This window comes from Ferrovibrio sp. (assembly GCF_965278975.1).
GTDB lineage: Bacteria > Pseudomonadota > Alphaproteobacteria > Ferrovibrionales > Ferrovibrionaceae > Ferrovibrio.
Genome location: NZ_OZ257126.1, coordinates 3,849,297 through 3,872,210, shown reverse-complemented (window position 1 = coordinate 3,872,210; position 22,914 = coordinate 3,849,297). Strand labels below are relative to the sequence as shown.

The following is a 22,914-nucleotide window of genomic DNA, read 5'->3' as shown; positions in this document are numbered from 1 at the left end:
AGGACGATCTCAGCCCTACGCTTCTTTCAGCATTTTCCAGAAGGCTTCTGCATTGCTGTTCTGCCGTGCGCGGGGACGGTAGAGGCGGATTTCCATGGCGATGTCCCATTCCTCACCCCCAGCCCGCACCAGACTCTGCTTCGCGGCAAGATCATCGGCAACAAGGCTCAACGGCGCCCAGGCGACGCCACGGCCATCGGCGGCGAGCGATTTCAGCACCACGGCGACATGGGAGGTGAATACCGGCTTGAGATGCGCCGCACAGCCATCCTGCGCCCAGCTTGCGCTGAGAATGCGGCCCATGCCGGATTGCTCGCTGAAGCCCAGATAAGCCAGCGGCTGCTCCGGGCTGCCGGGCAAGGCATGCAACGGCTGGCCGTTTGCGTCCGGCGCGCTCACCGGCACCAGGGTATCCATGCCGAGTTTCACCGAAGCGAAGTCGTTTGGGTTCAGCCGCGTCGCCGCCGCCGCATGGTAATGGCAAAGCAGGAACTGCGCCTGACCATCCAGCATGATCTGCTCGCAGCCCTGCATGTTATCCGCCACCAGATTGATGGCGTTGCTGGAAACAGGGGCACCCAATTGCCGCAGCCAGGCGGGAAAGAAGGTCAGTGCCAGGGCATTGGTGGCGGCAAAGCGCAACGAGGCCGCGATGTTGGCGGCATCCAGTGCCTCGCGCCGGCCCTGGCGCAGACGGCGGATGGTTTCCTCGGCCACAGGCAGGAATTGTGCCCCGGCGGCGGTCAGGCTCAAACGATGCGTCTCGCGGTCCACCAGCGGCGCCCCGACCCAGCGTTCCAGGGCTGAGATACGGCGGCCGAAGGCCGGCTGCGTCACCTGCCGTGCGGCGGCGGCGCGGGAGAAGTTCATATGCTCCGCCAGCGCCACGAAATCTTCCAGCCAGGTGATTTCCACCGTTCTTCCCCTCCCGGCCCATTATGCCGATCCGGCATCGAATGAAGCTGGATCGGCATTTGCGGGCGGCTTAGGCGAAACCCTAGTCTCAACCCCGCAAAGACAAAAGCCCCGGCCAAAGCAGCCGAGGGAAACCGGGACAATCAGGGAGAAACCGAGATGCGCGCAGCATGGATCGCCACAGCCGCTTTGCTGCTGGCCACTGGTCAAGCAGAAGCCCAGGCCAGCTATCCCAGCCGGACCATCACCATTGTGGTGCCGTTTGCCGCTGGCGGCGCCACCGATACGGTCGGCCGCCTCACCGCCCAGGGCCTCTCGAAACAGCTCGGCGGCGCGCAGATCGTGGTGGAGAACGCCACCGGGGCCGGCGGCACCATCGGCGCCAACCGCGTCGCCACCGCCGAGCCGGACGGCCATACCCTGCTGGTGCACCATGTCGGCATTTCCACCGCCGCGACGCTGTACCGCAAGTTGCCCTACGACACCAAGACCGCCTTCGCCACCATCGGCCTGCTCACCGACGCGCCCATGACCATCATCGGCCGCGACGACCTGCCGCCGAACAACCTGGCCGAACTGATCGCCTATGTGCAGAAGGAAGGCGGCAAGGTGAGCTACGGCAATGCCGGCATCGGCGCCGCCTCGCATCTCTGCGGCATGCTGTTCATGAGCGCCACCAAGGCGCAGCTCAACACCGTGAGCTATCGCGGCAATGCGCCGGTGATGCAGGACCTGCTGGGCAAGACGCTGGACCTGACCTGCGACCAGACCACCAACACCATCAGCCAGATCCGCACCAACAAGGTGAAGGCCTATGCCGCCACCACGCTGACGCGCATCCCGCAGCTACCCGACCTGCCGACCGCCGACGAGGCCGGCCTCAAGGGCTTCGAGGTCAATGTCTGGCATGGTCTCTATGCGCCCAAGGGCACACCGGCGGCCATCGTCGAGAAGCTCTCGGCGGCCTTGAAGGTGGCGCTGCATGAGCCCGATCTGGTAAAGCGTTTCAACGATATCGGCACCACGCCGGTGGCGCCTGAGCGGGCGACGCCGGCGGCGCTCCGCACCCATCTGGAAAGCGAGATCGCCAAATGGGCGCCGATCATCAATGCGGCGGGTCAATACGCCGACTGACCGATTTTGAGTATAACGAAAGCGAAGCAACATCATGGCTCATAGAATTGCGGTTATCCCTGGCGACGGCATCGGCAAGGAAGTCGTCCCCGAAGGCCTGCGCGTGCTCGATGCCGCCGCGCGCAAGTTCGGCATCGATTTCAGCTTCGACAGCTTCGACTGGAGCTGCGACTACTATCTCAAGCACGGCATGATGATGCCGGAGGACTGGAAGCAGCAGATCGGCGGCCATGACGCTATCTTCTTCGGCGCCGTCGGCTGGCCCGAGAAGGTGCCGGACCATATCTCGCTCTGGGGTTCGCTGATCAAGTGGCGCCGCGAGTTCGACCAGTATGTGAACCTGCGCCCGGTGCGCCTGATGCCGGGCATCCCCTCGCCGCTGGCCAACCGCAAGCCGGGCGATATCGACTTCTATGTCGTGCGCGAGAATACCGAGGGCGAGTATTCTTCGGTCGGCGGCCGCATGTTCGGTGGCACCGACCGCGAGTTCGTGGTCCAGGAAACCTTCCTCACCCGCACCGGCACTGATCGTATCCTGAAATTCGCCTTCGACTTGGCTCAGAAGCGGCCGAAGAAGCATCTCACCTCGGCCACCAAGTCGAACGGCATCTCGATCACCATGCCCTATTGGGACGAGCGCGTGGTGGAGATGGCGAAGAAGTATCCCGATGTGCGGGTCGACAAGTTCCATATCGACATCCTGACGGCACATTTCGTGCTGCATCCCGACTGGTTCGATGTGGTGGTCGGCTCCAACCTGTTCGGCGACATCCTGTCCGATCTCGGACCGGCCTGCACCGGCACCATCGGCATCGCGCCTTCGGCCAACCTGAACCCGGAAGGCGCCTTCCCGTCGCTGTTCGAGCCGGTGCATGGCTCGGCGCCGGATATCGCCGGCAAGGGTGTTGCCAACCCGATCGCCCAGGTCTGGTCCGGCGCCATGATGCTGGAGCATCTCGGCCACCAGAAGGCTGCCGACGCCATCCTCAAGGCCATCGAGGAAGTGCTGGTGGCGGGACCGCGCACGCCGGACATGGGCGGCCAGGCCAACACCCAGGATGTCGGCAAGGCCATCGCCGCAGTGGTGGCGAAGGGCTGATCCCTAGCGCGCTTCCAGGCTGCGTTTGATGGCGGCGATGGCGGCGGGCAACTGCTCCGCCACCGCTTCCGCCTCGCGCATCCGGGCGCGGTCGCCACGCAGACCGGCGACATAGGCTTCATAGAGCTTCACCCGCAGCCCGGCATATTGCTGCGCCGCCAGCAGCCGCTCGGCGATCCGGCTTTCCGGCCGTGTGTCGTAGCCATTGAGGCTGCGCGCCACCTCGCGCCAGGGTTCCAGCAGCTCGCTCTCGATGCGCTGGCGGTAGCTTTGCGGCGTCAGCTTGGTGCGTTCCTCGTTCAGTTTCTTGGAAATATTGGCCAGCCGCGTATCCTCACGGAAAGCGGCATCGATGGCATCCGCGATGGGTTGCTCCACCGGGTAGCGGTAGGCCGGCTCGGGCAGGATCGGCAGGATGACCGCCAGGCTGAGCAGGATGGCGCCAATGCCGAGGGTAAGCTGGCGCGGCCCGGCGATGCGCGGCTGTTGCAGCGGCGTGGTGAGCAGGTAGCCCAGCAGGGCGCCGCCGACGAAGCCACCGCCATGGGCGGCATTGTCGATGCCGCTGGCGGTGATGCCCATATAGACCGAGAAGCCGATGAACAGGGCGAGGTTGACCCATTGCCCGCGCAGCACACTCAACGGCACCGCCTTGCCGTTGCGCAGCCAGAAGCTGGCCAGCGCGCCACCCAGCCCGAAGATGGCGCCCGAGGCACCGGCGCTCACCGTGCGGTCGGGGCTGAAATAGACGCTGGCGAGACTGCCGATCACCGCCGCGCCGAGATAGATCACTAGGAAGGGCCAGCGGCCATAGAGCCGCTCGGCCAGGCTGCCCAGGCTCCAGAGCGCCATCATGTTGAAGGCCAGATGCACCAGGCCGAAATGCAGGAAGGCAGCAGTGAGCAGGCGCCAGTATTGCCCGCCGGCAATGGCCGGGCCGAAATTGGCGCCCCAGGCCAGATGCACCGAGGAATTGGCCTCGATCAGACCGGCGCCAAGCGGCAGCAGGGCGACGAAAACCGCCACATTGATCCCGACCAGCCATTTGAACAACAGAGGCAATTCGGGCCGGTTATAGGCCAGCAGCCAGGCAAAGGCCTGGATATCGGCGGCTTCGGCGGCCTCTTTTTCCGGCTCCTGGCCTGAGTCATTACCAGGGCCACGTACTATTTGCATGGAAACGACTTTCGCAAGGCATTGGCGATCAGTTCGGCGCCGGCCTGGGAGACCAGGGATGGATTGAGCGCCAGCCAGTCACGCACGATAAACTCCACCCGGGGCGCCGGCACGGCTTCCGGCAGGCAGACGCTGCCGGCGATGCGCAGGCTGTCGAGGATACCGGCAACATAGCCCTGGCAATAGGCATCCCGCGAGCGGCAGGGCCGCTCATCAACGTTCGGTGCCGGAGTTAGGGCCGGCTTCTGCGGTTCCGCGGCGGCAGCCGCCAATGGCAGCAGAAAAGTCAGCGGCAAGATAAAAAGCGCCAGCATCAGCTTGCCCTTGTTTCGCCATAGAGCGAGGCTAGCATCATAAGCGACAGACAAGGGCATGACGGGTCCAGTGGCGGCAGAAACAGTATCAGGCTTAGGCAAGTCCGTGGCAGCGGGCAAGCCTCATCTGCGCCCCGCTCTGGCCTCCGACCTCGACGCCCTGGTGGCGCTGGAGGAAACCTGCTTCGCCACCGACCGCTTTTCCCGCCGTTCCTATGCCCGGGCTCTGGCCTCGCCGCGCGCCCATCTGCGGGTGATCGCGCCCGCCGCCGGGCGGCTTGCCGCCGCTGGGCTGATCTTCACCCGGGCGGATACGTCGGCGGCAAGGCTCTATTCCATCGCCGTGCATCCAGACTGGCGCGGCCATGGCCTGGCCCGCCGGCTGCTGACGGCCCTGGAGCAGACCGCCCGAAAATTAGGCGCCGACGAGATGCGGCTTGAAGTCGCAGACCGTAACAAAGCCGCCCTCGCGCTCTATCGCGAATCCGGTTATGAAGAAGCCGGCCGGCTGAGGCAGTATTACCAGGACGGTGCCGACGCATTGCGTCTGATCAAGCGCCTCGCCGCCCGCAGCTAGGGGCCGGACCCATTGGGGCTAGGCCCGTGACGGTGTGATTTTCTTGCCTGGCTAGGAGAAAGCCCGAAAGCGATGTGGTGCATCGGTGAGGGATTTCGACAACGCCAGGCAAGAAAAGCACAGCGCCCGTAAGGGTTGGTCAGGGAAGGCCGCCGGATGTCGTCGCAAATCTTGCCCGTAGCCCCACTACGCGCTGCGATTTGCTCCTAACCGGTGGCCTTCCCTGACCAATCCCGGGCCTAGCCCCAATGGGTCCGGACCCTAGAGACCGAAGCCGCATGCACGTCATTATCGTCGAGCGCAAGACCCAGTTCCATTACCGCAATCCGGGATGCCTGGTGCTCAACAACCGCGAATTCATCACCCGGCCAGACCTGGTGCAGGACAAGCGCGCCAAGATCATCAACCTGTCGAAGGATTATTCCTACCTCGGCTATGGCTATTACTGCTCGCTGCTGGCCGAGGCGCGGAACCAGAAGGTAATCCCCAGCGTAAAGACCATCCTGGAACTGCGCGAGCGCAGCATCTACACCCATGCGCTGCCGGAACTGGATGAACTGCTGGCACAGCAGTTGAAGAAGCTGGTGATGGTGCCGACCGCGCCCTTCTCGATCAACATCTTCTTCGGCCGCAGCGACGACCTGCGCTTCCCCGACCTGGCGCGGCGCGTGTTCGATGAATTCCGCTGCCCGCTGCTTAAATTGAATATCTCGCCGGAAGACGGCTGGCATATCGCCTCGATCCGCCCGATGGCCTTGAGCGACCTGAAGCCGGAGCAGCAGGAATTCTTCGAGCATGCCCTGGACGCCTACACGCGCGCCGGCTGGCGGGCGCCCAAAGCCAAGAGCGTGGCGAAATATTCGCTGGCCGTGCTGCATAACCCAGCAGACGTACTGCCACCTTCCGACCGCCGCACCTTGCAGAAATTCATGCGCATCGGCGAGCAGATGGGCGTGGAAGTCGAGCTGATCGAGAAAAAGGATTACGCCGAACTGGCTGAATACGACGCCCTGTTCATCCGCGAGACCACGGCACTTGACCACCATACCTACCGCTTCGCCAAGCGTGCGGAGAAGGAAGGCATGGCGGTGATCGATGATCCGACCTCGATCCTGCGCTGCACCAACAAGGTCTATCTCGCCGAACTGCTGAAGGCGAACAAGATCCCGACGCCCAAGACCGTGGTGCTGGACAAGAGCGGCATCGAGGCGGTGGAGCAGGAAATTCCCTATCCGGTGATCCTGAAAATCCCCGATGGCAGCTTCTCGCGCGGTATCATCAAGGCCGATAACCGGACGCAGTTGCTGGAAGGCGCCGGCCGTCTGCTGCGGGAGTCGGATGTGATCCTGGCGCAGGAATATCTCTACACCGATTTCGACTGGCGCATCGGCATCCTGCGTGGGCAACCGATCTATGCCTGCCAGTATTTCATGTCGCGCGGCCATTGGCAGGTGGTGAAGCATGGCGAAGGCGGCCGCTTCACCGAAGGCGGTTTCCGCACCCTGCCGGTGGAGCAGGCGCCGGAGGAGATCGTGCAGATGGCGCTGAAGGCCGCCAACCTGATCGGCGACGGCCTCTATGGCGTTGACCTGAAGCAGACGCCCAAGGGCGTGGTGGTGATCGAAGTGAACGACAATCCTTCGATCAACCAGGGCGAAGAAGATGCCGTGCTTAAGGATGAGCTTTACCGCCGCATCATCCAGGAATTCATCCGTCGGCTGGAAGAGCGGCCGGGCAACAACGAAGCAGCACCCACGGCGCCGGTGCTGCCCGTGCTGGCTGCCAGCAGCCTGCCGGCTACCCCTGGCAATGGCGCCCCCTCACCGGCGCAGATTGCCGCCCAGGTCGCGGCCAAGGTGGCGGCCCAGGTTTCCGGCGAAATCGCCGCGCGCATCGCAGCCGAAGTCTCGTCACAGGTCTTGAGCCAGGCCATGGGCGCCGCCCGCCCGCAGGTGGTTGCGCGCGGCAGCGAGGACGATCCCGACCTGCCCTTCCCCGTCGGCAAGAACAGAAGCTAGGCGCGGCAACCGCTGAGGAATATCCCCACGGCATGATCGACCATGCGGTCGATGCTGGCGCGCGTTGCCGCCGCCGGCCGCGCGCCCAGCAGCAGGCCAAGCTGGCTGTGGCCCAGGACCATGCCGAGGAACTGTTCCGCCGCCAGGCCGGGATCGCCGATGCGCAGCTCAGGCCGGCCTTTCAGGTAGTCGGCCAATGTCTCCGCGATGGGGCGCGGGCCGCTGCGGTGGATGATCTTGCCCAGGCCCGGCACGCGGGCTGATTCCGCCACCACCAGCCGGTGCAGGGCCAGCGAACCCGGCGCCAAAGCCAGCTTGAGATAAGCCCGGCCGATCTGTTTCAGCGCCTGCTCCGGCGGCAAACCGTCACAAACCAGCCGCTGGATACCCTGCGTGAGTTTGCCGGCCAGAGCATCGATGATCGACGCGAACAAAGTCTCCTTGCTCGAAAAATGCGCGTATATGGTAATTTTAGACACGCGGGCACGGCGCGCGATCAGGTCCATGCTGGTGGCGCCATAGCCGCGTTCGAGAAAGACCTGTGTTGCAACTTCAAGAATTTCGGCATGCTTGCCGGCATCGGCGGGCCTGCCGCGCCGCCGCTGTCCGTTCACGGAGTCTTGCACTCGCTTCCCGGCCATTCCACGCCTTTTGAACTACCAATTTCTGAACCATACAGTATAGTAATCAAGGTTGCATAGAATTTCGCGCTGCCGTTGCCTCCCGCGGGCGGCGCTAGGGGAACAGGTCGTCGATGAAAAAGGCTTTTGGCTTGGGCGTACTGGCTCTTTTGGTAGCCGGTGGCGCCGCTTGGATGTTCTATGGCCCGCAGCTGCGCGAGATGATCGCCCAGGCGACGCCGGGTGCCTCGGCGGCCGCCCCTCAAGCCGGTACAGCACAGCAGGGTTCCGCGCGCAACCCGATCCCGGTGGATGTGCGGGTGCCGCGCATCGGCAATGCCCGTCAGCAGATCGAGGCCGTGGGCAGCCTGCGTTCCAATGAATCCGTGATCCTGCGGCCCGAAATCGCCGGCCGCGTCACCGAAATCCTGTTCGAGGAAGGCCAGCCGGTGAAGCGCGGCATGCCGCTGGTGCGGCTGGATGCCAGCATCGCCCGCGCCCAGGTGGCCCAGGCACGCGCCAACATCGCCTTGAGCCGCGCCAATTTCGGCCGCGCCGAGGAACTCTATGGCAAGGGTGCCGGCACCCAGCGCGCGCGCGACGAAGCCACCGCCAAGCTGCAGACCGATGAAGCCGCCCTCGCCCTGGCCCAGGCGACGCTGGACAAGAGCACCCTGCTGGCGCCGTTCGATGGCGTGGTCGGCCTGCGCCAGATCAGCGTCGGCGACTACGTCAATCCCGGCCAGGCGATGGTCAATATCGAAAGCATCGAGCAGTTGAAGGTCGATTTCCGCATCCCGGAAATCAACGCCCATCTCATCGCCGTGAACCAGAATGTGCGGGTGCGGCTCGATGCCATGCCCGGCCCAGCCTTCGATGGCACCGTGTTCGCCATCGATCCGGCGATTGATCCGAATGGCCGCGCCGCGATCCTGCGCGCCCGCCTGCCCAACCCGGAAAAGAAGCTGCGCCCGGGCATGTTCGCCCGCGTCACCCTGGTGGTGGAAGACCGCGCCAATGCCGTGCTGGTGCCGGAAACCGCGCTGGTGCCGGCGGGGCGTGACATCTATGTGCTGCGCGTAATCGATGGCAAGGCAACACAGACCAAGGTGAAGCCGGGCCTGCGCCGCGAGGGCGAGGTGGAAATCCTGGAAGGCCTCAAGGCTGGCGAACCCATCGTGGTGGAAGGCGCGGTGAAACTGCGCGACGGCCAGTATGTACGCGCCACCGAAATCAAGGGCAGCTGAGCATGGGTATCTCCGACCTTTGCATCCGCCGCCCGGTTTTCGCCACGGTGCTGAGCCTGGTGGTGGTGCTGATCGGCCTGGTGTCGTTCACCCGCCTGACAGTGCGCGAATACCCCAATATCGATCCGCCGGTGGTGCTGGTGGAAACCGTCTATCGCGGCGCCAGCGCCGAGGTGATCGAGAGCCAGGTGACACGCGTGCTGGAGGAATCCATCGCCGGCATCGAAGGCATCGACTTCCTGCGCTCGATCACGCGCCAGGAACGCAGCCTGGTGGTGGTGCGCTTCAAGCTGTCGCGTGACGCGGAATCTACTGCCAATGACGTGCGCGACCGCGTCAGCCGCGTGCGCGGCAAGCTGCCGCCGGAAATCGACGAACCCATCGTTTCCAAGGTGGAGGCCGATGCCCAGCCGGTGCTGTTCATCGCCTTCTCGTCCGAACGCCATACTTCGCTGGAACTGACCGATTACGCCGACCGCTATGTGAAGGACCGGCTGCAATCCATCGCCGGCGTGGCGGAAGCCCGCATCTTCGGCGAGCGCCGCTATGCCATGCGGCTGTGGCTCGATGCCGCCCGCCTCGCCGCCTACAACATGACGCCGCAGGATGTGGAAGGCGCCCTGCGCCGGCAGAATGTGGAAGTACCCGCTGGCCGTATCGAAAGCCAGAACATGGAATTCACCGTGCTGTCGGAAACCGACCTGCGCACGGCAGAGCAATTCGGCGCCATTATTGTCCGCGAGGTCAACGGCTATCCGGTGCGCGTGCGCGATGTCGGCCGTGCCGAAGTCGGGCCGCTGGATGAGCGCGTCAGCGTGCGCTTCAACGGCAAGCCCGCCGTGTCGCTCGGCATCGTCAAACAGGCCGTTGCCAATCCGCTGGATATCTCGCGCGGCGTGCGCGAGGCGCTGCCGGACATCCTGGAGAACCTGCCTGAAGGCATGCGCGCCGAAGTCGCCTACGATACCTCGGTATTCATCGAAGCCTCGATCAAGTCGGTCTACCGCACCATCGGCGAAGCCGTGCTGCTGGTGGTGGCGGTGGTGTTCCTGTTCCTGCGCAACATCCGCGCCACGCTGATTCCGGTGGTCACCATCCCGGCCTCGCTGATGGGTGCCTTCGCCATCATGCTGGCGCTGGGCTTCACCATCAACACGCTGACACTGCTCGCCATGGTGCTTGCCATCGGCCTGGTGGTGGATGATGCCATCGTGGTGCTGGAAAACATCTACCGCCATATCGAGGAAGGCATGGCGCCGCTGGATGCCGCCTTCAAGGGCGCCAAGGAAATCGGCTTCGCCGTTGTGGCGATGACACTGACTCTGGCGGCAGTCTATGCCCCCATCGGTTTCATGAGCGGCACCACGGGCCGGCTGTTCACCGAATTCGCCTGGGCCCTGGCCGGAGCCGTGCTGGTTTCCGGCTTCGTCGCGCTGACTCTCAGCCCAATGATGTGCGGCCGCCTGCTGAAGCACGAAACCAGCCACAGCTTCTTCTACAATGTGGTTGAGAATATCCTGAACGGCATCACCAATGGCTACCGCCGCTTCCTGGGTGGCACGCTCAAGGTGCGCTGGCTGGTGATCCTGATCGGCATCGGCTTTGCCGGCAGCAGCTATTTCGTGTTCAAGCAGCTCAAGCCCGAACTCTCGCCGGTGGAAGACCGCGGCACCATCGTCGGCTCGTTCAACGGCCCCGAAGGCGCCACGATCAATTACATGGAAAAATATGCCCGCCAGGTCGAAAAGATCATGGAAGGCATACCGGAAGCCGAAGCGCGCTTTGTCGTTTCGGGCAACCCGATTGTCTCGCAGGGCGTCTCCTTCACCCGCCTTGCCCATTGGGACCAGCGCCAGCGCAAGCAGCAGGATATCGTCACACAGCTGAACCCGAAGATGCGCGAACTGGCCGGCGTGCAGGGCTTCGCGGATAACCCGCGTTCGCTGGGGCAGAATCTGCGCTCGCCGGCAGTGTGGATCGTATTGCAGGCCAATGTCGATTACGATGAACTGAACCGCATGGTGGCGCTGGTGCTGCGGGAAGCCGAGAAATACCCGGCGCTCGCCAATGTCGATACCCGCCTGAAGCTGAACAAGCCGGAGGTCAAGGTATCGGTGAACCGCGACAAGGCGGCTGATATGGGTGTCGAAGTCGATACCATCGGCCGCACGCTGGAAACCATGCTGGGTGGCCGTCAGGTGACGCGCTTCAAGCAGAACGGCAAGCAGTATGACGTGATCGTGCAGGTGGCGGATGTCGACCGCACCAATCCGGACGATCTTTCCAAGATTTATGTACGCGGCTCCTCGGGCCAGATGGTTCAGCTTTCCAATCTGGTCAGCGTGCGGGAATCCTTGAGCGCCCGCGAACTCACCCGCATGAGCCAGCTCCGCGCCGCCGATATCACCTCAAACGTGGCGCCGGGCTATTCCGAGGGCGAAGCCCTGGCGCAGCTTGAGGAAGCCGTGCGCGCCGTGCTGCCGCGCGGTGTGCAGATCGACTACAACGGCCAGTCGCGTGAATTCAAGCAGGCGTCCGGCGACATCTACTTCACCTTCATCCTGGCGCTGGCCTTCATCTACCTGGTGCTGGCGGCGCAGTTCGAGAGTTTCATCGATCCGTTCATCATCATGCTCACCGTGCCGCTCTCCATGACCGGTGCGCTGCTGGCGCTGAAATACGGCGGCGGCACCATGAACATCTACAGCCAGGTCGGATTGGTGACACTGGTGGGCCTGATCACCAAGAACGGCATCCTGATCGTGGAATTCGCCAATCAGCTCCAGGAACAAGGCCGCAGCCGCTTCGAGGCGGTAATCGAGGCCGCAGCTCTCCGCCTGCGCCCGATCCTGATGACCACGGCGGCGATGGTGCTGGGCGCCCTGCCGCTGGCCATGGCCATGGGTGCAGGTGCTGAAAGCCGCAACCAGATCGGTCTGGTGATCGTCGGCGGCCTGACGCTCGGCACGCTGCTGACTCTGTTCGTGGTGCCGACCGCCTACACGATCCTGGCCCGCGACCGCAGCAAGATGGCGATCAAGCCGTCAGGCGAGCATGGCGCCGGACACAGCCCGGCGCCGCACGCAGCGGAGTAAAATTTACTACGCTGTTTCCTACTCGGCAGCCGCCTGCGCGGGTGCCGGGGCAATCTCCTCAGGCCGGTGCGGGAAAGCCAGCGAGCCGAGGAAGATGAACACGCCCAGCACTGCCAGCACGGTATACACCGCCTCGAAATTACCGGTGCGGGTATGCAGGAACGAGATCAGCGGCACGGCGAGCGCGCTGGCGGTGAACGACATCACATAGCGGATCGAGAAAGCCCGGGCACGCCAGGAATCCGTGGTGTAGCGCGCGATCATGGCATCGTTGATTGTTACCTGGCCGAACAGCGCGAACATGATGCCGGCGGCGAAGCCAAGCAAAGGCCAGCCCACGGCCCAGCCGGCAAGGAAGAAGCACGGCGCCTGCAAGGCCGCCACCGGCACGAACACGCTGCGCAGCGGCAGCCGGTCGATGATATTGCCGATGATCAGCTGCGCCATGGCGCCGAAGATGTAGACCAGGGCCGCGGTGAGGCCGATGCCGAAGGTGGAGAGCGAACCGAAGTGAAGCTGCTCCTCGAACAGCTTGGGCAGCGATACGGTGCCGGCATTGAAGGTGATGCCGCCAGCAATGGTGACCAAGGAGAGCACCACGAAGGCGCGGATCACCACGTCGCGCGGCACATCCACGGCCTTCTTGGCCGCCGCCTTGCCCGCACTCGGGCGGTTCGGCACCATGATCAGCCAGAACACACCGGCAATCAGCGCCGCCAAGCCCGGCACGAAGAAAGCCGCGCGCCAGCCGAGCCATTGCGCCAGGCCGCCGGTGATCAGCGCCGCCAGCGCCACGCCCATATTACCCCAGACGCCGTTGATGCCGAGGTCGCGGCCCATCTTCTCCACATTGGCCACCAGCAGCGCGCCGCCGACCGGATGGTAGATGGCGGCGAACAGGCCCATGGCGGTGAGGCCGACGGCGATCTGCCAGGGCGCCTGGGCCAGGCCGGTAAGCATGGTGGCACTGCCGATGCCGAAGAAGAAGATGGTCATCATCTTATGCCGGCTCCAGCGGTCGCCGAGCCAGCCGGCGGGAATGGAGAACAGGCCGAAGGAGATGAAGCCGCCGATAGAAAGTGCCAGCAATTCGCCATAGGGCAGGCCGAAAGCCTGATCCATGGTGAGCACGGCGGTGGGGAAGATCAGCATCAGCATGTGATCGAAGGCGTGGCCGATATTGACGAAGTTCACCACGCGGCGGGACAGATTCATGATTACCACTCCAGAGGAGACGCGATTCCTACCTGGACAGGCTAGCCTGTCCGGTTCAATCTGTTCTGCCAAATACTATCGAGATTCTGCCAGTGGCCGCCAGAAGCACCGATCCGCAGGACTACCAGCATGTGCCCCGCCCGGTGGCGGCGATGGCGAAGCCTTTCCCGGCTGGCTACCACATCGAGCCGCATGACCATCCGCGCGCCCAATTGCTCTATGCCGTGAGCGGCGTGATGCGGGTGATCACCCCGGAAGGTGCTTTCGTGGTGCCGCCGCTGCGCGCCGTCTGGGTGCCGGCCGGCATGCGCCATGAAGTGCGGATGGCTTCGGCAGTGGCGATGCGCACGCTCTATGTGGCGCCTGATGCCGATCCGGCACTGCCGACGGAATGCCGCGTGGTGGATGTGTCGCCACTGCTGCGTGAACTGATCCTGGAAGCGATCGCCGAGCCGGTGGAATACGACACGCAAGGCCGCGCCGGCCTGATCATGCAGTTGATCCTGGATGAACTGCGCCGCCTGCCCGCCGTGCCGCTGGGCCTGCCGATGCCGCAGGATGCTAGGCTCAAGCGGCTCTGCGAGGCGTTGCTGGAACAGCCCGGCAGCCGCCTGTCACTGGAAGAATGGGCCGCCAGAAGCGGCGCCAGCCCGCGCACCCTGGCGCGGCTGTTCCAGCAGGAAACCGGCCTGAGTTTCCGCCGCTGGCGCGAACGCGCCCGGCTGGCCGATGCGGTGGCGCGGCTGGCCGGCGGCGAGCCGGTGGCGCAGGTGGCGGCACGGCTGGGTTATGACAGCGCCTCGGCCTTCACCGCCATGTTCCGGCGCTCGCTGGGGGTGCCGCCGCAGCGCTATCTGGCTGCCACCGCAAGCTTGTCTTGACCGGCCCCATTCATTCTCTAAAGTAGTTGTACATAAAACATAAATCTGGAGGAACGTTATGATTCGGGCCATCACGCGGCGCAGCCTTGCCGCAGCTATTGCCTTCACCCTGCCCGCCCTCGCGGTCCTCAGCGCACCCGGTGCCGCCCAGGCCCAGGCCTGGCCGAACCGCCCGATCACCTGGGTGGTGCCCTTCCCCGCTGGCGGCGGCACCGATGCCTTCGCCCGCCCGCTCGCTGCCGTGATCGGCAAGGCGCTGAACCAGCAGATCGTGATCGACAACCGTGGCGGTGCCGGCGGCACCATCGGCGCCAGCGTGGCAGCCCGCTCCCCGGCTGACGGCTACAATTTCTTCATCGGCGCGGCGCATCACACCATCGCGCCGTCGCTGTATCCGAAGCTCGACTACGATCTTGAGAAGGATTTCGTGCCGATCACCGTGATCGCGCAGCCGCCGCAGGTGATCGTGGTCAACCCGCAGAAGGTGGAAGCCCGCACGCTGGCCGACCTGATCAAGTATCTGAAGGCCAATCCGGGCAAGATGGATTACGGCTCGGCTGGCAACGGCACCACGCACCATCTGGCGGGCGAGCTGTTCAAGATCGTGACCAAGACCGAAATCACCCATGTGCCCTATCGCGGCGCCGGCCCGGCCATGCAGGGCCTGCTGGCGGGCGAAGTGCATATGGTGTTCGACGGTCTCGGCACCTCGGCGGGCCAGATCACCGGCGGCCGCATCATCCCGCTCGGCATGGCTTCGCCGACGCGCAACGGCGCCTTCCCCAATGTGCCGACCACCAAGGAAGCCGGCCTGGATGGCTATGTCGTTTCCACCTGGTATGCCATGTGGGCGCCGAAGGGCACGCCGGCTGACATCGTGACGAAGATGTATGCCGAAACCCGCAAGGCGCTGGACAGCGCCGAGCTGAAGGATATCTGGGCCAAGAACGGCTCCGATACCCCGACCATGACGCCGGCTGAATTCGCGCCCTTCATCAGCTCGGAAATCAAGCGCTGGGCTGAAGTGGTGAAAACCTCCGGCGCGAAGCTCGACTGATCCGGCGTTTCCTGTAACCCTGCATCTCATTACCCTGGCGGTGCGGCCCCCGGTGGGGCCGCACCCAAGAGGCTCATGTGTCGATTGCGTACCGCATTCTCGTCTGCTGCTGCCTGAGCTACATCATCAGCCAGTTCTACCGCTCGGCCAATGCCGTGATCGGCCCGGACCTGATGCGGGAACTGCACCTGACGCCGGATGACCTCGGCATCCTCACCGGCGCCTTCTTCATTACCTTCGCGGTCAGCCAGTTCCCGGTCGGCATCGCACTCGACCGCTGGGGTCCGCGCCGCACCATCATCGCCACCCTGGTCATCGCCTTCATCGGCGCAGTGTGGTTTGCCAATGGCGATGGCCTGCTGGAACTCACGCTCGCCCGCATCGTGCTCGGCATCGGCTGCGGCGCGCTGCTCACCGGCCCGCTGGTGCTGTTCGGCCGCTGGTTCGCACCGGAGAAATTCGCCACCATTTCCGGCATCCTGATCGCTGTTGGCAATCTTGGCGTCATCGCTTCCACCGCGCCCCTGGCCTGGTTCTCACAAACCTATGGCTGGCGCGCCGCCTTTTATGTTTCGGCGGCCTTCACCGTGCTGCTGATCGTCCTGTCGTGGTTCGTGCTGCGCGACGATCCCGCTCCCGCCAAGTCCAAGACCAGGCAAGGCGAGAGTTTGGCCGACACCATCCGCGGCATTGGCGACGTGGTGCGCAACCCGAGCTTCCCGTATCTTTTCGTCATCATCTTCACCGCCTATGCCACCTTCATCTCCCTGCTGGGATTGTGGAGTGGGCCTTATCTGCATGATGTGCATGGGCTGGACACCACGGCACGCGGCGAGGTGCTGATCTTCATGGCTGTGGGTGCTGCTATCGGCTATTTCCTGTGGGGACCGCTCGACCGGGTGTTCAATACGCGCAAATGGCTGATCGGCGTCGGCGTCGGCATCCAGGTCATCTGCCTCGGCATCATCGTGCTGATCTCAGGCCTGAGCGTGCTGACCGTCGGCATCATCCTCACCGTTACGGCGGTGATGAACGGCTCCACGGTGATGATCTTCGCCCATGCCCGCAGCGTGTTTCCGCCGGAATTGGCTGGGCGCGGCATCACCACGCTGAATATCGGCACCATGGGCGGCGCCGCCTTCCAGCAGATTCTCACCGGTTACCTGATGGCCTGGCTTACGCCTATCGGCACGCAGCCAACTGAAATGGCCTACCGCATCGTGTTCGGGCTGCAAGCATTGCTGCTGGCCTCGGCGCTGGCATTTTATCTGCGGGGACCCGATGCCAAGCCGGGTATGATGCGGCAATGACCGAGCCTGTCGCCGCCCGTTTCAACATCGCGCGCTATTGCCTGGAAGCCAATGCACGGCTGAGGCCGCAGAAGACCGCCATGATCCTGGTCGGCGAAGCCGGTGAAACCCGCATGAGCTTCGCTGAAGCCGATCTGGCCGTGCGCCGCCTCGCCGCCGGCATCCAGGGTCTCGGCCTGCCGCCGCGCTCGCGCATCATGATCCGCATGGCCAATGATGCCGATTATGCCCTCACCTATTTCGCCACCATCGCCGCCGGCCATGTGGCTTTGCCCTCCAGCGCCCAGCTTACCGGCGCCGAAGCGGAATTCCTGCTCGGCAATTCCGGCGCCGCCGCCGTTGCCGCTTCCGCTGAACTGGCGCGCGACCTGAAACTGCCCGAAGGCGTGAAGCTGCTGGATCCGGCAACGCTGGCGCGGCTGAAGGAAACCGCGCCGCTTGAAGATTATGCCGATACCTCGGCTGATGATCCGGCCTACCTGGTCTACACGTCCGGCACCACCGGCAAACCGAAAGGCGTGCTGCATGCCCAGCGCGCCGCCTGGGGCCGCCGGCCGATGCACCAGGGCTGGCTCGGCTTGCAGGAAAGCGATGTGCTGCTGCATGCCGGCGCTTTCAACTGGACCTACACGCTCGGCGTCGGCCTGGTGGATCCCTGGGCCGTGGGCGCCACCACGGTACTCTATAACGGCCCGCGCGATGTCGGCATCTGGCCGAAGCTGATTGAGCGCCACCGCGCCACCATCTTTGCCGCCGTGCCGACGCTGTATCGCCAGATCCTGAAATACGGCGATGTGAAGCAATACGATCTCTCCAGCCTGCGCCATGGCTGCACCGCCGGCGAAGCCTTGCAACCCGCCCTGCTCGCCGAGTGGCAGGAGGTGATGCAGAAGCCGCTCTATGAAGCCCTCGGCATGAGCGAGATTTCCACCTACATCTCCACCGGCCCCGGCATGACGATAAAGCCCGGCAGCCCGGGCAAGCCGCAACCGGGCCGCCGCGTCGCCATCCTGCCCATAGAGAGCGACAGCACCGAGCCGCTGCCCAACGGCGAGACCGGCCTGCTGGCAGTGCATCGCTCCGAACCTTCGTTGATGCTCGGCTACTGGCATCGCCCGGAAGAAGAAGCCCTGGTCTATCGCGGCGACTGGTTCCTCGGTGGCGATCTCGCCTCGCTCGATGCCGATGGCTATCTCTGGCACCATGGCCGCAACGACGATGTGATGAATGCCATGGGCTACCGCGTCTCGCCGGCCGAGGTGGAAGCCGCCCTGGCCGAGCATCCCATGGTGCAGGAAATCGCCGTGACGGAACTGCGCGTGCGCGCCGATGTATCGGTGATTGCCGCCTTCATCATTCTGCGCGACGGCGCCCGGCCGGATATCCAGGAACTGGATGCCTTCGCCCATGAGCGCCTGGCAGCCTATAAATGCCCGCGTGAATGGCGCTTCATCGATACCCTGCCGCGCACCGCCAATGGCAAGGTGCAGCGCAAGCGGTTGACGCAGGCCTCATAAACCGTCATGGCCCGCTTCAGGCGGGCCATCCACGCCTTCCTTCTTATAAATACTCGTGGATACCCCGCCTTCGCGGGGCATGACGAGAATGTGCTAATCCCAGCCCAGTTCGCGGTTTTCCCGCACCGCCACTTCGTCGGCTTCGAGATTCTGCTGCAGGCGGGCGCGCGCCTGCTGCTGCAGCGTGATGCGCTTATCCAGGCCCTCATCCCAATGGGTGTGCATGTTGGCCAGCAAGGCTTCGTTATGCGCCTTGAACATCAGTGCGCGCTTGCGGGCTGAATAGGCACCATAGCCCAGCGCCTTCAGGGTTTCCTCGCCCAGCCGCAAGGCGGAATGGAATGTCTCGCGTTCGATCACCGGCACCTTGCGGTTCATCAGTTCCACGGCATGCAATACATCGCGGGCGCGGGCGATGATGGTGAGATTCGGGAAATGCCGCTGCGCCAGATCGACCAGCTTGAGCGAATCTTCCTGGTTGTCGATGGCGACAATCAGCACGCGGGCCTTGGCGGCGCCGGCGGCTTCCAGCAGGTCGAGCCGCGTCGCATCGCCATAGAACACCTTGAAGCCGAAGATGCGCAGCGCATCGATGGTTTCCGGGTCATGGTCCAGCACCGTGGCATTGATCCGGTTGGCGAACAGCAGGCGCGCGGCAATCTGGCCGACACGGCCAAAGCCGGCAATCAGCACCGGATTGCCCTGGTCCTCCATCACATCATCGGGTCGGTTCGATACCACCACCAGGCGCGGCTCGATCACCTTGTCATGCAGCACCAGCAGCAGCGGGCCGAACAGCATCGAAATCGCGACCGACACCGTAAGCAAGGCTGCAATATCGGCACTCATCACGCCCAGCGTGCCGGCGGCACCGAACAGCACGAAGGCGAATTCACCGCCCGGCGCCAGCAGGAAGGTGAACAGGCTGAGCTGCCCGCGCGGAATCTTGGCCAGCAATGCCAGCACGAAAATCACGGCGGATTTCGCCAGCAGCAGCCCGGCCACCACCGCCAGCACCTCCCATGGATGCGAGCGCAGCAGCCCGAAATCCACCGTCATGCCAACGGAGGTGAAGAACAGGCCCATCAGCAGGCCCTTGAACGGCTCGATATTACTTTCGAGTTCGTGGCGGTATTCGCTTTCTGCCAACAGCACGCCACCGATGAAAGCGCCCAAAGCCATGGATAGGCCGGCAAACTGCATCAGTGCCGCGATGCCGACCACGATCAGCAGGGCCGCCGCCGTGAAGATTTCGCGCAGGCCCGTGCTGGCGATGATGCGGAAAAGCGGTCGCGTCAGGTAGCGCCCGCCCAGTATCACGGCGATGATCACCGCGATGGCCAGCCCGGCCGCCTGCAAACCCTGCGGACCGGATGTGTCGGCTGCCACAGGGCCAATCGCCAGCAGCGGCAGCACGGCGAGAGCCGGGATCACCGCGATATCCTGGAACAGCAGGATCGAGAAAGCCGCGCGCCCGCCCGGCGTGCCGAGCAGGTTGCGCTCGGTGAGCGGCTGCAGGCCGATGGCGGTGGAGGACAGGCCGAGGCCAAGGCCCGCGACCACTACGGTCTGCCATGGCCAGCCGAAGGCAAGGCCGAGCAGCCCGAGCGCCAGGGCGCAGCCGGCAAGCTGCGCCGTGCCGAGGCCAAAAATTGGCCCACGCATCTGCCATAGCCGGCGCGGCTCCAGTTCCAGGCCGATCAGGAACAGCAGCAGCACCACGCCGAATTCAGAGAAATGCAGGATTTCGACCACATCGGTGATCAGCTTGAGGCCCCAGGGGCCAACCACCACGCCGGCAATCAGGTAGCCGATCACCGAGCCCATGCCGAGCCGCTTGGTCAGCGGCACCGCGATCACTGCAGCGGCAAGATAGACCAAAGCTGAGAATAGCAGGCTATGCTCGTCCATGGCTCAACGGTCCGTCTCAGGCACATCGGGCTGATCGCAGCCGATGCAATCGCGCGGATGCGGGTAGCTGTCGAGCCAGCGGACATAGGCCGCCGCATGATCGGCCACATCCTGATCGCTTCTGGAGCGCACGCCTTGCAGCAGGAAAGGCTGGCGGTAATTCATGCCGCAGAGTTCGGCGCTGCGCTCGAACGGCATCAGCAGCTCATTCATGGTGGCGCGGTTATAGCCTTCACGATGATAGGCGTGGTCCGGGCCGCCGGTGGAAATCGCCTGCACCAGATCCTTGCCATGCAGAGCATTGCCGCCATTGCCATAGGCCCAGCCATATTCCAGCACGCTGTCCATCCACTCTTTCAGCAAGGCCGGGCAGCTATACCAGTAGAATGGATGCTGCATGACGATCACATCATGCGTGTCGAGCAATGCCTGCTCGCGCTTCACATCGATATGGAAATCGGGATAAAGCTCGTAAAGATCATGCAGTGTCACCTGCGGCAAACTCTTTGCCGCCGCAGCCATGGCGCGGTTGATGCGCGAGGCGCGGTGATAGGGGTGCGCGAACAGCACCAGGATACGCGGTTTTTCCGATATCGTGGCGATTTCGCTCAACGCACCCCTCTCAGATCAGAAAGCCGACATGCCGTCGTCGGCGGTGATGATGGCACCATTGATGAAGCGCGAGCCCGGCGAGGCCAGCAGCTTGATCAGGCCATCGAGATCCTGCACATCGCCGACGCGGCGGCGCGGCAACATCTGCATCAGCTTCTTGCCACCCTCGGTCTGCCAATGATCACGGTTGATCTCGGTTTCGATATAGCCAGGGCAGATGGCATTGGTGTTGATGCCATAGCGCGCCCATTCCATCGCCATGGCACGGGTCATATGCACCACCGCCGCCTTCGACATGCAATACACGCTGAGTTGGCTCAGCACGCGCAGGCCGGCCAGCGAGGCGATGTTGATGATGCGGCCCTCGATCTTGCGCGCCACCATGCCGCGCGCCACCGCCTGGGCGACGAAAAAGGCGCCCTTGGTGTTGGTGTTCATGGTGAAGTCATAGTCGTCGGGCGTCACGTCGAGCAGCTTGCCCTGGGCCGAGACGCCGGAATTGTTCAGCAGGATATCGATCTTGCCGAGCTTCTGTTCAACCTCTGCGACAGCGGCCTGGATGCCGGGAATGTCAGTGACATCCATCTTCACGGTCACGGCTGTGCCGCCGGCCTTGGTCACCCGCTCGGCCAGGGCAGCCAGGCGGTCGGTGCGCCGGGCGGCCAGAGCTACCGCCGCGCCCTCGGCGCTGAGGATTTCCGCGAATCGCTCGCCAAGCCCGCTTGACGCGCCAGTGATCAGCGCCACCTTACCCTGCAACTCACCCATAACACTCTCTCCTAGCACTGTTTCCTGATAATGGTCCGCCGGGATGGTCCCGGTTCCGTCCCGCCCGGTCAAGCCTCGTCTGGCCGAAAACGCCGCCCTCTGCTAAGCTGGAACGCATGCGCATCGAAATCGTCTCCGACGTCATCTGCCCCTGGTGTTTTATCGGCAAGCGCCGCCTGGAAAAGGCCATGGCGCTGCGCCCGGATATCGAGTTCGAGATCGGCTGGCGGCCGTTCCAGCTCAACCCGGATATGCCGCGCGAAGGCGCCGACCGCAAATCATATCTGGAAGCCAAGTTCGGCGGCCCGGAACGCGCCAAGGCGATCTATGCCCGTGTTGCCGGCGAAGGCGCCAAGGAAGGCATCGCCTTCAATTTCGATGGCATCCAGCGCACGCCGAACACGCTCGCCGCCCATAGCCTGCTGCGCTGGGCGCTTGAGGATGGCGTGCAATACGATGTGAAGGAAAAGCTGTTCCAGGCCTATTTCATCCAGGGCCGCGATATCGGCGATGCCGCCGTGCTGGCGGAAATCGCCGCCGAGGCGGGCATGGACCATGCCGCCGTGCTCGGCAAGCTGGAGCAGGGCATCGATGCCGATGTGATCGAGGCCGAAGACAAGATGGCGCGCGAACTCGGCATCACCGGCGTGCCCTTCTTCATCGTCGAGCGCCGCTACGGCCTTTCCGGCGCCCAGCCGCCGGAAGTGCTGCTAGAAGTGATCGACAAGACCCTGGCAGCCGATGACGGCGGATGAGCCCCCAAATGAACCAGGCGCCACGCCGCAGCTGATCACGCCGATCTGCGACGAAGGCGTGATCGAGCAGGAGCGTTTGCGGCAGCTCTGGCAGCTTTGGCGCGATGCCTGCAACGGCGACCGCCTGCCCGGCCGCGAACTGGTCGATCCGCTGAAACTGCGCTTCCTGATCGGCATGGTGACGATCTTCGATATCCTGCCCGGCCCGCCCTACTTCACCTACCGCCTGCTGGGCCAGGAAATCGTCGACCGCATCGGCTTCGAACTCACCGGCAAGCCGCTGGACGCGCATCCCGATCCGATGCGCCGCGCCGTGATCTTCCAGGCCCTGAGCCGGGTGCGCGACGAGCGCAAGCCGATGCGGCTGTATTACCCGATAGCCTTCCGCGACATCCGCCTGGCGCATGAAGCCATCCTGATGCCGATTGTCGATGGTGAAAGCAACGTGATCCAGGCCCTATGCGGCCAGGTGATCCCGGAGAACGCGCCACGCTGGCGCGCGAAAAGCTAGGCGTCATACATCAGCCACTGCCAGCGACAGATTGGTGTAAATCCTGCCTGAGCCACAGCATCAGTACATTGAACGTACTTCTTTAATTGATTGATAGCTGAAGTGTTATTCAAGGAATGAGCAAAAAACGGAGAAATACGAGTATGAAATGGCTCGGATACATGATCGTAGTGTTAGGAGTC

General features: G+C 63.9%; 20 protein-coding genes. 12 read left to right on the top strand and 8 right to left on the bottom strand.

The genetic code is table 11. From position 1 onward, the window contains the following. Positions 1–15 precede the first annotated feature (15 nt). Positions 16–915 (bottom strand): LysR family transcriptional regulator, encoded by a 900-nt coding sequence (locus ACQY7X_RS18380; RefSeq protein ID WP_428246866.1) that lies wholly within the window; start codon positions 913–915, stop codon positions 16–18. Between the two features lie 159 nt (positions 916–1,074). Here ACQY7X_RS18380 and ACQY7X_RS18375 point away from each other — a divergent pair, with 159 nt between their 5' ends. Further along, the gene (locus ACQY7X_RS18375; protein ID WP_428246865.1) at positions 1,075–2,049 is read left to right on the top strand and encodes a tripartite tricarboxylate transporter substrate-binding protein; all 975 of its coding nucleotides are present in this window, start codon (positions 1,075–1,077) and stop codon (positions 2,047–2,049) included. A 34-nt stretch (positions 2,050–2,083) separates the two neighbouring features. Beyond that, positions 2,084–3,148 (top strand): tartrate dehydrogenase, encoded by a 1,065-nt coding sequence (locus tag ACQY7X_RS18370; protein ID WP_428246864.1) that lies wholly within the window; start codon positions 2,084–2,086, stop codon positions 3,146–3,148. Positions 3,149–3,151: 3 nt separating this feature from the next. On the opposite strand, the gene ACQY7X_RS18365 is transcribed toward ACQY7X_RS18370, so the two are convergent. Both ACQY7X_RS18365 and ACQY7X_RS18360 read right to left on the bottom strand, forming a co-directional pair. Beyond that, positions 3,152–4,324 carry a rhomboid family intramembrane serine protease gene (locus tag ACQY7X_RS18365; protein ID WP_428246863.1) on the bottom strand — a complete coding sequence of 391 codons (1,173 nt, stop codon included), beginning with the start codon at positions 4,322–4,324 and terminating at the stop codon, positions 3,152–3,154. Next, positions 4,315–4,638, bottom strand: coding sequence for a Rap1a/Tai family immunity protein (locus ACQY7X_RS18360; RefSeq protein WP_428246862.1), 324 nt, complete (start codon positions 4,636–4,638; stop codon positions 4,315–4,317). The genes ACQY7X_RS18365 and ACQY7X_RS18360 overlap by 10 nt, the downstream gene beginning before the upstream one ends. Positions 4,639–4,744: 106 nt before the next feature. Between ACQY7X_RS18360 and ACQY7X_RS18355 the strand changes: the two genes are divergently transcribed. Further along, a complete protein-coding gene (locus ACQY7X_RS18355; RefSeq protein ID WP_428246861.1) occupies positions 4,745–5,215 on the top strand; it encodes a GNAT family N-acetyltransferase in 471 nt (156 codons plus the stop codon). Positions 5,216–5,493: 278 nt separating this feature from the next. Continuing rightward, positions 5,494–7,233, top strand: a complete 1,740-nt coding sequence (locus ACQY7X_RS18350) for a RimK family protein (RefSeq protein WP_428246860.1) — start codon at positions 5,494–5,496, stop codon at positions 7,231–7,233. Here ACQY7X_RS18350 and ACQY7X_RS18345 read toward each other — a convergent pair. Continuing rightward, positions 7,230–7,847: a TetR/AcrR family transcriptional regulator gene (locus ACQY7X_RS18345; protein ID WP_428246859.1), complete on the bottom strand. Its 618-nt coding sequence runs from the start codon at positions 7,845–7,847 to the stop codon at positions 7,230–7,232. The genes ACQY7X_RS18350 and ACQY7X_RS18345 overlap by 4 nt on opposite strands. 140 nt (positions 7,848–7,987) lie before the next feature. Between ACQY7X_RS18345 and ACQY7X_RS18340 the strand changes: the two genes are divergently transcribed. Next, entirely contained in the window at positions 7,988–9,100 is a 1,113-nt protein-coding gene (locus ACQY7X_RS18340; RefSeq protein WP_428246858.1) for an efflux RND transporter periplasmic adaptor subunit, read from the top strand. A 2-nt stretch (positions 9,101–9,102) separates the two neighbouring features. Then, positions 9,103–12,195, top strand: a complete 3,093-nt coding sequence (locus ACQY7X_RS18335) for an efflux RND transporter permease subunit (RefSeq protein WP_428246857.1) — start codon at positions 9,103–9,105, stop codon at positions 12,193–12,195. A gap of 18 nt (positions 12,196–12,213) precedes the next feature. Here the strand turns inward: ACQY7X_RS18335 and ACQY7X_RS18330 are convergent, their stop codons facing one another. Beyond that, positions 12,214–13,410 carry an MFS transporter gene (locus tag ACQY7X_RS18330; protein WP_428246856.1) on the bottom strand — a complete coding sequence of 399 codons (1,197 nt, stop codon included), beginning with the start codon at positions 13,408–13,410 and terminating at the stop codon, positions 12,214–12,216. 92 nt (positions 13,411–13,502) lie between these two features. Between ACQY7X_RS18330 and ACQY7X_RS18325 the strand changes: the two genes are divergently transcribed. From ACQY7X_RS18325 to ACQY7X_RS18310, 4 genes are all read left to right on the top strand, one after another. Further along, positions 13,503–14,291: an AraC family transcriptional regulator gene (locus ACQY7X_RS18325; RefSeq protein ID WP_428246855.1), complete on the top strand. Its 789-nt coding sequence runs from the start codon at positions 13,503–13,505 to the stop codon at positions 14,289–14,291. A gap of 58 nt (positions 14,292–14,349) precedes the next feature. Further along, positions 14,350–15,348, top strand: coding sequence for a Bug family tripartite tricarboxylate transporter substrate binding protein (locus tag ACQY7X_RS18320; RefSeq protein WP_428246854.1), 999 nt, complete (start codon positions 14,350–14,352; stop codon positions 15,346–15,348). A 77-nt stretch (positions 15,349–15,425) separates the two neighbouring features. Then, positions 15,426–16,658 carry an MFS transporter gene (locus ACQY7X_RS18315; RefSeq protein WP_428246853.1) on the top strand — a complete coding sequence of 411 codons (1,233 nt, stop codon included), beginning with the start codon at positions 15,426–15,428 and terminating at the stop codon, positions 16,656–16,658. Further along, complete coding sequence (locus ACQY7X_RS18310) at positions 16,655–18,175, top strand: acyl-CoA synthetase (protein WP_428246852.1); 1,521 nt, start codon at positions 16,655–16,657, stop codon at positions 18,173–18,175. The genes ACQY7X_RS18315 and ACQY7X_RS18310 overlap by 4 nt, the downstream gene beginning before the upstream one ends. 93 nt (positions 18,176–18,268) lie before the next feature. On the opposite strand, the gene kefC is transcribed toward ACQY7X_RS18310, so the two are convergent. From kefC to ACQY7X_RS18295, 3 genes are read right to left on the bottom strand one after another with little or no spacing between them, the layout of a single operon-like run. Then, complete coding sequence (gene kefC, locus ACQY7X_RS18305; protein ID WP_428246851.1) at positions 18,269–20,086, bottom strand: glutathione-regulated potassium-efflux system protein KefC; 1,818 nt, start codon at positions 20,084–20,086, stop codon at positions 18,269–18,271. A 3-nt stretch (positions 20,087–20,089) separates the two neighbouring features. Then, positions 20,090–20,698, bottom strand: a complete 609-nt coding sequence (locus tag ACQY7X_RS18300; protein WP_428246850.1) for an NAD(P)H-dependent oxidoreductase — start codon at positions 20,696–20,698, stop codon at positions 20,090–20,092. A 15-nt stretch (positions 20,699–20,713) separates the two neighbouring features. Beyond that, positions 20,714–21,466, bottom strand: a complete 753-nt coding sequence (locus ACQY7X_RS18295) for an SDR family oxidoreductase (protein WP_428246849.1) — start codon at positions 21,464–21,466, stop codon at positions 20,714–20,716. A 116-nt stretch (positions 21,467–21,582) separates the two neighbouring features. On the opposite strand from ACQY7X_RS18295, the gene ACQY7X_RS18290 reads away from it, so the two are divergent. Then, positions 21,583–22,221 carry a DsbA family oxidoreductase gene (locus ACQY7X_RS18290; protein WP_428246848.1) on the top strand — a complete coding sequence of 213 codons (639 nt, stop codon included), beginning with the start codon at positions 21,583–21,585 and terminating at the stop codon, positions 22,219–22,221. Beyond that, complete coding sequence (locus ACQY7X_RS18285; RefSeq protein ID WP_428246847.1) at positions 22,208–22,732, top strand: PAS domain-containing protein; 525 nt, start codon at positions 22,208–22,210, stop codon at positions 22,730–22,732. The genes ACQY7X_RS18290 and ACQY7X_RS18285 overlap by 14 nt, the downstream gene beginning before the upstream one ends. Positions 22,733–22,914: the final 182 nt, after the last annotated feature.